Annotated in this window: 12 protein-coding genes; 8 read left to right on the top strand and 4 right to left on the bottom strand. The window is 52.9% G+C overall.

All coding sequences use genetic code 11. The features are described 5' to 3' along the window. Positions 1–273: 273 nt before the first annotated feature. Positions 274–840, bottom strand: a complete 567-nt coding sequence (gmhB, locus tag ACOTX7_RS04625) for a D-glycero-beta-D-manno-heptose 1,7-bisphosphate 7-phosphatase (RefSeq protein WP_006810021.1) — start codon at positions 838–840, stop codon at positions 274–276. A gap of 188 nt (positions 841–1,028) precedes the next feature. Between gmhB and metN the strand changes: the two genes are divergently transcribed. From metN to proS, 6 genes are all read left to right on the top strand, one after another. Continuing rightward, complete coding sequence (metN, locus tag ACOTX7_RS04620) at positions 1,029–2,060, top strand: methionine ABC transporter ATP-binding protein MetN (protein ID WP_006810022.1); 1,032 nt, start codon at positions 1,029–1,031, stop codon at positions 2,058–2,060. Next, positions 2,053–2,706 (top strand): methionine ABC transporter permease MetI, encoded by a 654-nt coding sequence (locus tag ACOTX7_RS04615; RefSeq protein ID WP_003856130.1) that lies wholly within the window; start codon positions 2,053–2,055, stop codon positions 2,704–2,706. Before metN ends, ACOTX7_RS04615 begins: the two co-directional genes overlap by 8 nt. 40 nt (positions 2,707–2,746) lie before the next feature. Next, entirely contained in the window at positions 2,747–3,562 is an 816-nt protein-coding gene (gene metQ, locus ACOTX7_RS04610; RefSeq protein ID WP_006810023.1) for a methionine ABC transporter substrate-binding lipoprotein MetQ, read from the top strand. 106 nt (positions 3,563–3,668) lie between these two features. Further along, the gene (rcsF, locus tag ACOTX7_RS04605) at positions 3,669–4,073 is read left to right on the top strand and encodes an Rcs stress response system protein RcsF (RefSeq protein ID WP_003856133.1); all 405 of its coding nucleotides are present in this window, start codon (positions 3,669–3,671) and stop codon (positions 4,071–4,073) included. After that, a complete protein-coding gene (tsaA, locus tag ACOTX7_RS04600) occupies positions 4,070–4,777 on the top strand; it encodes a tRNA (N6-threonylcarbamoyladenosine(37)-N6)-methyltransferase TrmO (protein ID WP_006810024.1) in 708 nt (235 codons plus the stop codon). Before rcsF ends, tsaA begins: the two co-directional genes overlap by 4 nt. Before the next feature lie 112 nt (positions 4,778–4,889). Beyond that, positions 4,890–6,608 (top strand): proline--tRNA ligase, encoded by a 1,719-nt coding sequence (gene proS, locus ACOTX7_RS04595; protein WP_006810025.1) that lies wholly within the window; start codon positions 4,890–4,892, stop codon positions 6,606–6,608. 45 nt (positions 6,609–6,653) lie between these two features. Here the strand turns inward: proS and nlpE are convergent, their stop codons facing one another. From nlpE to ACOTX7_RS04580, 3 genes are read right to left on the bottom strand one after another with little or no spacing between them, the layout of a single operon-like run. Further along, positions 6,654–7,352, bottom strand: a complete 699-nt coding sequence (nlpE, locus tag ACOTX7_RS04590) for an envelope stress response activation lipoprotein NlpE (RefSeq protein WP_221256947.1) — start codon at positions 7,350–7,352, stop codon at positions 6,654–6,656. 39 nt (positions 7,353–7,391) lie between these two features. Further along, entirely contained in the window at positions 7,392–7,808 is a 417-nt protein-coding gene (gene arfB, locus ACOTX7_RS04585; protein WP_006810027.1) for an alternative ribosome rescue aminoacyl-tRNA hydrolase ArfB, read from the bottom strand. Continuing rightward, positions 7,805–8,350 carry a YaeQ family protein gene (locus tag ACOTX7_RS04580; RefSeq protein ID WP_006810028.1) on the bottom strand — a complete coding sequence of 182 codons (546 nt, stop codon included), beginning with the start codon at positions 8,348–8,350 and terminating at the stop codon, positions 7,805–7,807. The genes arfB and ACOTX7_RS04580 overlap by 4 nt, the downstream gene beginning before the upstream one ends. A gap of 195 nt (positions 8,351–8,545) precedes the next feature. Here ACOTX7_RS04580 and ACOTX7_RS04575 point away from each other — a divergent pair, with 195 nt between their 5' ends. Together ACOTX7_RS04575 and rof are read left to right on the top strand one after the other, a co-directional pair. Continuing rightward, positions 8,546–8,746: a YaeP family protein gene (locus ACOTX7_RS04575; RefSeq protein ID WP_221256946.1), complete on the top strand. Its 201-nt coding sequence runs from the start codon at positions 8,546–8,548 to the stop codon at positions 8,744–8,746. Next, positions 8,733–8,993 carry a Rho-binding antiterminator gene (gene rof / locus ACOTX7_RS04570; RefSeq protein ID WP_221256945.1) on the top strand — a complete coding sequence of 87 codons (261 nt, stop codon included), beginning with the start codon at positions 8,733–8,735 and terminating at the stop codon, positions 8,991–8,993. The genes ACOTX7_RS04575 and rof overlap by 14 nt, the downstream gene beginning before the upstream one ends. The last annotated feature ends 20 nt before the right edge of the window (positions 8,994–9,013 follow it).

Here is a 9,013-nt window from a genome sequence, read left to right as displayed (position 1 = left end):
TGTCACTTTGAGTGCCCACACAGATTGTCTGATAAATTGTTAAAGAGCAGTTGCGACGCACTTCAGCGCTCTGTCGCGAGGTGGCGTATATTACGCTTTCCTCTTTCAGAGTCAACCCTGATTTTCAGGATTTTTTCTCTTCAACCGACCGGGCTGTCTGTGAAGTGATTCACATCCGCCGTGTCGATGGAGGCGCATTATAGGGAGCCGCCGAGGAATGACAAGCGGAAAAATGCATTTTTGTTTTAACCGCTCACCTTTTCACCAAAACGTCTATTTTTGGTGCTTTTTAATCTCTTTTGGCAGATCTGCCAGACTCTTTATCACCCAGTCGGCTGCATTTTCTGCTTCTGGGGTGACCGGCTTACCGGTACGCACTAATACTTTAGTACCTACACCTGCCGCCGCCGCTGCCTGCATATCTTCCAGTTTATCGCCCACCATATAAGATGCGGCCATATCAATGTGCAGGAATTCCTGTGCAGAGATAAACATGCCCGGGTGTGGTTTACGGCAATCACAGGTCTGACGATACGCTTCTACGCTTCCCTGCGGGTGATGCGGACAATAATAGATGCCATCAAGATCGACGCCGCGATCGGCCAGGGACCAGTCCATCCATTCCGTCAGCGTCTCGAATTGCGCTTCGGTGAACTTACCACGCGCAATACCAGACTGGTTAGTTACCACCACCAGCGCATAGCCCATCTCTTTCAACTGGCGCATGGCATCTATTACGCCCTCGATAAATTCGAACTCATCGATCTCATGCACATAGCCGTGATCCACATTAATCGTGCCATCACGATCGAGAAAAATTGCGGGTACAGATTTTGCCACCGGTTTGCTCCTGAAAAAGGCTTGTTCAGCTAGTATCTCATGAATCGCAGCGCAATAAAGTGCTCATCGCACAGAGGTGGATTGATTTAGACGTCTGGATGCCTTAACATCCATTTTGTTTACGGTCATTCCCCGTATCTGGCAGAAGAAAATGCCACGGCTAACTTACTTATGATAAAAATAATCTAATGATTAAACTTTCCAATATCACCAAAGTGTTCCAGCAGGGGAACCGAACCATTCAGGCGCTGAACAACGTCAGCCTGCATGTGCCTGCTGGTCAAATTTATGGCGTCATTGGCGCATCGGGTGCAGGTAAAAGTACGCTGATCCGTTGTGTTAACCTGCTTGAACGCCCAACCCAGGGCAGCGTAGAAGTTGGCGGCCAGGAGCTTACCGCCCTCTCAGAAAAAGAACTCACCAAAGCGCGTCGCCAGATTGGCATGATTTTCCAGCACTTTAATCTGCTGGCCTCACGCACCGTTTTCGGTAACGTTGCGTTACCGCTGGAACTGGATAACACACCGAAAGAAGAAGTGACGCGTCGTGTCACCGAACTGCTGGATTTGGTCGGTCTGGGGGATAAGCATGACAGCTACCCGGCAAATCTTTCCGGCGGGCAAAAGCAGCGTGTCGCAATCGCGCGCGCGCTGGCCAGCAACCCAAAAGTGCTGCTGTGTGATGAAGCCACCAGCGCATTAGATCCGGCAACCACACGCTCTATTCTGGAGCTGTTAAAAGACATTAACCGTCGTCTGGGCCTGACTATCCTCCTTATTACGCACGAAATGGATGTGGTGAAACGCATCTGTGACTGTGTGGCAGTCATCAGCAACGGTGAGCTGATTGAGCAGGACACGGTGAGCGAAGTCTTCTCGCACCCGAAAACCCCGCTGGCTCAGCAGTTCATCCAGTCCACGCTGCATCTGGATATTCCGGAAGATTATCTGGAACGTTTAAAAACAGACGCAACGCCTGACAGTGTCCCGATGCTGCGCATGGAGTTCACGGGCCAGTCCGTTGACGCACCGCTGCTGTCCGAAACCGCGCGCCGCTTTAACGTGAATAACAACATTATTAGCGCGCAGATGGACTACGCCGGTGGTGTGAAGTTCGGCATTATGCTGACGGAAATGCACGGCACACAGGAAGAAACCCAGGCGGCAATCGCCTGGCTGCAAGAACATCACGTAAAAGTAGAGGTACTGGGTTATGTCTGAGCCGATGATGTGGCTACTGGTTCGCGGCGTTTGGGAAACGCTGGCAATGACCTTCGTATCGGGCTTCTTTGGTTTTGTGATTGGGCTGCCGGTCGGCGTACTGCTGTACGTCACGCGCCCGGGTCAAATTATTGAAAACGCGAAGCTGTATCGCACGCTCTCTGCGCTGGTGAACATTTTCCGCTCTATTCCGTTCATTATTCTGCTGGTGTGGATGATTCCGTTTACTCGCGTGATCGTCGGGACGTCGATTGGTTTGCAGGCGGCAATTGTCCCGCTGACCGTAGGCGCTGCACCGTTTATCGCCCGTATGGTGGAAAACGCTCTGCTGGAAATCCCAACCGGCCTGATTGAAGCCTCCCGCGCGATGGGTGCGACGCCAATGCAGATCGTGCGTAAAGTTCTGCTGCCTGAGGCGCTGCCTGGGCTGGTGAATGCAGCAACCATCACGCTTATCACCCTGGTCGGTTATTCCGCCATGGGCGGCGCCGTGGGTGCTGGCGGTTTAGGCCAGATTGGATATCAGTACGGCTATATTGGCTATAACGCTACCGTAATGAATACCGTTCTGGTATTGCTGGTTGTGCTGGTTTACTTAATCCAATTCTCTGGCGATCGTATCGTCCGGGCTGTTACGCATAAATAACGTTACAAACAACACAAACTCGACGAGTTAAGGACATAACATGGCGTTTAAATTTAAGACCTTTGCAGCAGTAGGCGCACTGATTGGTTCGCTGGCACTGGTGGGTTGCGGTCAGGACGAAAAAGATCCCAACCACATCAAAGTAGGCGTTATCGTCGGTGCAGAGCAGCAGGTTGCTGAGGCCGCGCAGAAAATCGCGAAAGAGAAATATGGTCTGGACGTTGAACTGGTGACCTTCAACGATTACGTTCTGCCGAACGAAGCGCTGAGCAAAGGCGACATTGACGCTAACGCCTTCCAGCATAAACCGTATCTGGATCAGCAGATCAAAGATCGCGGGTACAAGCTGGTTGCTGTCGGTAACACCTTCGTTTACCCGATTGCCGGTTACTCCAAGAAAATTAAATCGCTGGATGAACTCCAGCCAGGTTCACAGGTTGCCGTCCCTAACGACCCAACCAACCTCGGCCGTTCCCTGCTTCTGCTTCAGAAAGTGGGCCTGATTAAACTGAAAGAGGGTGTTGGCCTGTTGCCGACCGTTCTGGACGTAACCGAAAACCCGAAAAATCTGAAAATTGTTGAACTGGAAGCCCCTCAGCTGCCACGTTCTCTGGACGATGCACAGATCGCGCTGGCCGTTATCAACACCACTTACGCCAGCCAGATCGGCCTGACCCCAGCGAAAGACGGCATCTTCGTTGAAGACAAAGATTCCCCGTACGTCAACCTGATCGTGACTCGCGAAGACAACAAAGACGCGGAGAATGTGAAGAAATTCCTCCAGGCATATCAGTCTGAAGAAGTGTACCAGGAAGCCAATAAGGTGTTTAACGGCGGCGCTGTTAAAGGCTGGTAATCTCCCCTCAGTGTAATATCATCAAGACGGGCATTTGCCCGTCTTGTCATTTATGCGGTCAACTGCTTCAATATCTGACGTTTTGATTATCCACTGAGGAATTATTATGCGTGCTTTACCGATCTGTCTTTTAGCACTGATGCTGAGCGGCTGTTCTATGCTAAGCAGATCTCCTGTTGAACCTGTTCAAAGCACTGCAACCCCGCCAAAAGCGGAGCCAGCAAAACCGAAAGCGCCTCGTGCTGCGCCGGTACGTATCATTACCAAAGCCGACGAACTGGTCGGTAAGCCATTCCGTGAACTGGGCGAAGTAAGCGGCGAATCCTGCCAGGCAACGAATCAGGACTCCCCACCCAATATCCCGACAGCCCGCAAGCGCATGCAGATTAACGCGTCGAAGATGAAAGCCAACGCGGTACTGCTGCACAGCTGCGAAGTCACCAGCGGTACGCCAGGTTGCTATCGCCAGGCGGTATGTATCGGTTCTGCGCTTAACATTACGGCGAAATGAGTTCATTTCAGTTCGAGCAGATAGGCGTTATCCGCTCCCCTTATAAAGAAAAGTTCGCCGTGCCGCGTCAGCCGGGTCTGGTCATGAATGGTGGCGGCGAGCTTCACCTTGTCGCGCCGTATAATCAGGCCGATGCGGTGCGCGGGCTTGAGGCGTTCAGCCATTTATGGGTAGTCTTTGTGTTTCACCAGACCATGGAAGGTGGCTGGCGTCCCACCGTGCGTCCTCCTCGTCTGGGCGGAAATGCCAGAATGGGTGTCTTTGCCACCCGCTCAACCTTTCGTCCCAACCCCATCGGGATGTCTCTGGTCGAACTGAAAGGCATACGCTGTCAGAAAGATCAGGTGATCCTGGAGTTAGGTAGCCTTGACCTGGTTGATGGCACGCCGGTCATAGATATTAAGCCTTACCTGCCCTTTGCCGAAGCGCTGCCGGATGCCCGGGCAAGCTATGCTCAGGACGCACCGCAGGCCGATATGCCGGTTCACTTCACTTCTGAAATAACCACGCAACTCAGCCAGCTGGAAACGCGTTATCCTCGACTGCGTGACTTTATCGTTGAAGTGCTGGCGCAGGACCCCCGTCCCGCCTACCGCAAAGAAGAGGAAGCCGGAAAAACGTACGCCGTCTGGCTGCTGGACTTTAACGTGCGCTGGCGCGTGACTGCGGCGGGTTTTGAAGTGTTTGCCCTGGAACCCAGGTAATTTTGTTCTCCTCTCTTTTGGCATCTTTGCCACACTGGTAAACTAAACCACTTTTTTTGTGTCAGGCTGGTGTTTCAGCCTGTTCCAATCGTCGAAATGGAACCGTAACAACATGCGTACTAGCCAATATCTGCTCTCCACTCTGAAGGAGACACCTGCCGACGCCGAGGTGATCAGCCACCAGCTGATGCTGCGCGCCGGGATGATCCGCAAGCTGGCCTCCGGGTTATACACCTGGCTGCCGACCGGCGTGCGCGTCCTGAAAAAAGTCGAAAACATCGTGCGTGAAGAGATGAACAACGCCGGTGCTATCGAGGTGTTAATGCCGGTCGTTCAGCCCTCTGAACTGTGGCAGGAGAGCGGTCGCTGGGAGCAGTACGGTCCTGAACTGCTGCGTATTGCCGATCGTGGCGATCGTCCATTCGTGCTCGGCCCAACGCATGAAGAAGTCATAACCGACCTGATTCGTAACGAGCTGAGCTCTTACAAACAGCTGCCGCTGAACTTCTTCCAGATCCAGACCAAGTTCCGTGACGAAGTGCGTCCACGCTTTGGCGTCATGCGCTCTCGCGAGTTCCTGATGAAAGATGCTTACTCTTTCCATACTTCTCAGGAATCGCTGCAAGAGACCTACGACAAAATGTACGCGGCCTACAGCAAAATCTTCTCCCGCATGGGTCTGGATTTCCGTGCTGTCCAGGCTGATACCGGTTCAATCGGCGGTAGCGCCTCCCATGAGTTCCAGGTACTGGCGCAGAGCGGTGAAGACGATGTGATCTTCTCTGACTCCTCTGACTACGCCGCGAACATCGAATTTGCAGAAGCGCTGGCACCAAAAGAACCACGCGGCGCGGCAACGCAAGAGATGACGCTGGTTGATACGCCAAACGCGAAAACCATCGCCGAGCTGGTTGAGCAGTTTAATCTGCCGATCGAAAAAACCGTAAAAACCCTGCTGGTGAAATCGGCTGAAGGTAGCGCTTATCCGCTGGTTGCCCTGCTGGTGCGAGGCGATCACGAGCTGAACGAAGTGAAAGCCGAGAAACTGCCGCAGGTTGCCAGCCCGCTGACCTTCGCAACGGAAGCGGAGATCCGCGCCGTGGTGAATGCAGGTCCTGGTTCTCTGGGTCCGGTGAACCTGCCTGTTCCGGTGGTCATTGACCGCACCGTTGCGGCGATGAGCGACTTCTCTGCTGGCGCAAACATCGACGGTAAACACTATTTCGGCATCAACTGGGATCGTGACGTAGCGACGCCGGAAGTGGCTGATATCCGTAATGTGGTCGCAGGCGATCCAAGCCCGGACGGCAAGGGTACCCTGATGATCAAACGCGGTATCGAAGTGGGGCACATCTTCCAGCTGGGCGACAAGTACTCGCGCGCAATGAACGCTGCCGTTCAGGGCGAAGATGGTCGTAACCAGGTTCTGACCATGGGCTGCTACGGCATTGGCGTAACGCGTGTTGTTGCTGCCGCTATCGAGCAGAACTATGACGAACGCGGAATCGTCTGGCCGGATAACATCGCGCCGTTCCAGGTGGCGATCCTGCCAATGAACATGCACAAGTCTTACCGCGTGCAGGAGCTTGCTGAGAAACTCTACGCTGAGCTGAGCGCGAAAGGTATCGACGTGCTGATGGATGACCGTAAAGAGCGTCCTGGCGTGATGTTTGCTGACATGGAACTGATCGGTATTCCACACACCATCGTCATCGGCGACCGTAACCTCGACAGCGACGAGATTGAATACAAGTACCGTCGCAACGGCGAAAAACAGATGATCAAGACGGGCGACATTCTTGATTACCTGGTGAAAGCCATCAAAGGTTAAGCAATAAAAAACCCCGCCAGAGCGGGGTTTTTTAATGGCTATATCTTATTTGCTTTCGCAGTCTTTACCCGCAGCAAATTTCGCGTCTTTATCTGCTACCAGCGTTTTCACCAGCTCGCCGCTATCCGGATTTGGCTCCAGCGTAAAATGCCCTTCAACCGTCAGCAACACGGGCTTACTGTCGTTGCCGCGCGCGACGGCATAGTCACGCTCCAGTTGGGCATTGTTCGCCACGCTGACTTTCTTCCCGGTTACACAGTCCGTGAATATCGCCGCATCCGCCATGTAGAAATACATCCCTCGCATCGCCATTGGGGTGGCTGGCAGGGTCGCTTTCACCGGGGCCAACGTGTAGTTGAACTGGGATTCAATCGGATTGCCTTCGCGATCGAGCATTTCCATCCCCTCGCCTTTGGCGCGGAAATACGTTTTATCGCCCGTGGTATCCGTCAATACCAGCTTCTCAGCCGTACGCGCCCATGTTCCGTAAGTTGCGAAAGAAGACGGCTCTTTCGCCCCCTGGTAACTCTGGTTCATTACCCAGGTGCCATCTTTTTGCAGGAACAGAGAGGTTTCGATGCCCTCGCAATCTGCACATGGCAATACGCCGCGCCAGCTCTGCTGCATCGGCTTTAATTCTTCGTTTTGCGTTGGCTGTAGTACCTGCGTTTCTGAACGGTTGTTACAGCCAAAAAGCGCGAACAGGCTTGTCACGGCCAGCGCTGATAATAATGCTTTTTTCACAATACTTTCCTTATGAAAAAGGGTGTCCCTTTCGTCACATTACGGGTGACGGACTTTGCCACGCAGTGATTTTACAGTGGATTTTTGCGCCTTCGATGACAACCGACGTTCTTTCGATGCCCGTGTTGGACGGGTTGCCCGGCGACTTTTTTGCACAGCCGTCAGCTCCTTGATGACCGCGACCAGCCGGGCTATTGCCGCTTCCCGGTTAAGTTCCTGGCTGCGATACTCCTGCGCTTTAATCACCATCACACCCTCGCTGGTGATCAGGTGATGGCTGGCGGCAAGCAGGCTTTCTTTATAATACTCTGGCAGGCTGGAGGCCCGAATGTCAAAGCGCAAATGGATAGCAGTTGAGGCCTTGTTAACGTGCTGCCCCCCTGCTCCCTGGGCACGGATGGCGGTGATCTCCAGCTCGTTATCAGGGATGCTGACGTTTCGGGACAAAACAATCATGATGCGGGCTGCCAGGCTGTGAGATGTATTTCCAGATTATTCTGAGAATCGGAAAGCCAGATAGCCCCGTCCTGAATGGTTGCCTGTAGCGCCATCGTCCGGCTGGCGAACGCACTCAGCTGCGAAAGCTGTTCATCATCCAGATACCAGACGGTCAGGTTTTTGAACTGCGCACATTTATTTTTGATTTGTTGCCACCAGATCTCCGCGGCGCGCTGGTTGTAGGCAAACAACGCCACTTCAGCAGACTGGGTGCACGCCTTTTTGATCCGGCGTTCATCAGGCAGGCCAAGCTCAATCCATAAATCAATACCCAGATGATCGTTGCGCAGCCAGGCTTCCGGTTCATCTTCCGCGCTTAAACCACGGGTAAATTGCAGACGGTCGTCGGCATACTTAATCCACGCCAGCAGACGCAGCATCATGCGCTCCTGGGTTTCAGAAGGGTGACGCGCCAGCGTCAATGACGCATCCAGAAACTGGTTACGGTCAAGATCCGCCACATTGACCACAGCTTTATAAATTGTCGCTTTCAGCGCCATGAGAGAACTCCTTTCGATTCAGGCGTACATTGTAGCGAAAACCACGGCAAAAGGCTGTTACGAGGTGGTGCTTCCCTCTCATCAAGGCGCTGATATTGCTTAAATGAGTATGGTATAGTCACCTTGCTAAACCGAGTTTAACTTCGTAGGCTTAATGATATCTCACAGTAAGTCAGTACGCTGGCAGGAGGTGATGTGAATAATTATTGTGAGTTGATTCGCAAACGGTATGCGGAAATCGCCAGAGGAGATCTGGGGTACATCCCGGATGCGTTGGGCTGTGTATTGAACGTGCTAAATGAAGTGGCCTCTGATGAGAGCCTTTCTGAATCGGTCAGGGAAAAAGCAGCGTATGCTGCGGCGAATTTACTGGTGAGCGATTATGTCGATGAATGATACTTATCAACCCATCAATTGTGATGACTATGACAACCTCGAACTCGCCTGCCAGCATCATTTAATACTGACGCTGGAGCTAAAAGATGGCGAAGTGCTAAAGGCTAAGGCCAGCGATCTGGTTTCCCGTAAAAATGTGGAATACCTGGTTGTGGAAGATGCAGGTGCAATGCGTGAGCTACGCCTCGACAAGATTGCCAGTTTCAGCCATCCGGAAATCGGCACCGTTGTGGTGAGCGAATCCTGATAACAAACGGGCAGCCAGGC

It is taken from the genome of Enterobacter cloacae complex sp. IR5418, assembly GCF_049238105.1.
Classification (GTDB): domain Bacteria; phylum Pseudomonadota; class Gammaproteobacteria; order Enterobacterales; family Enterobacteriaceae; genus Enterobacter; species Enterobacter hormaechei.
This window is presented reverse-complemented; position numbering and strand designations above follow the sequence as displayed.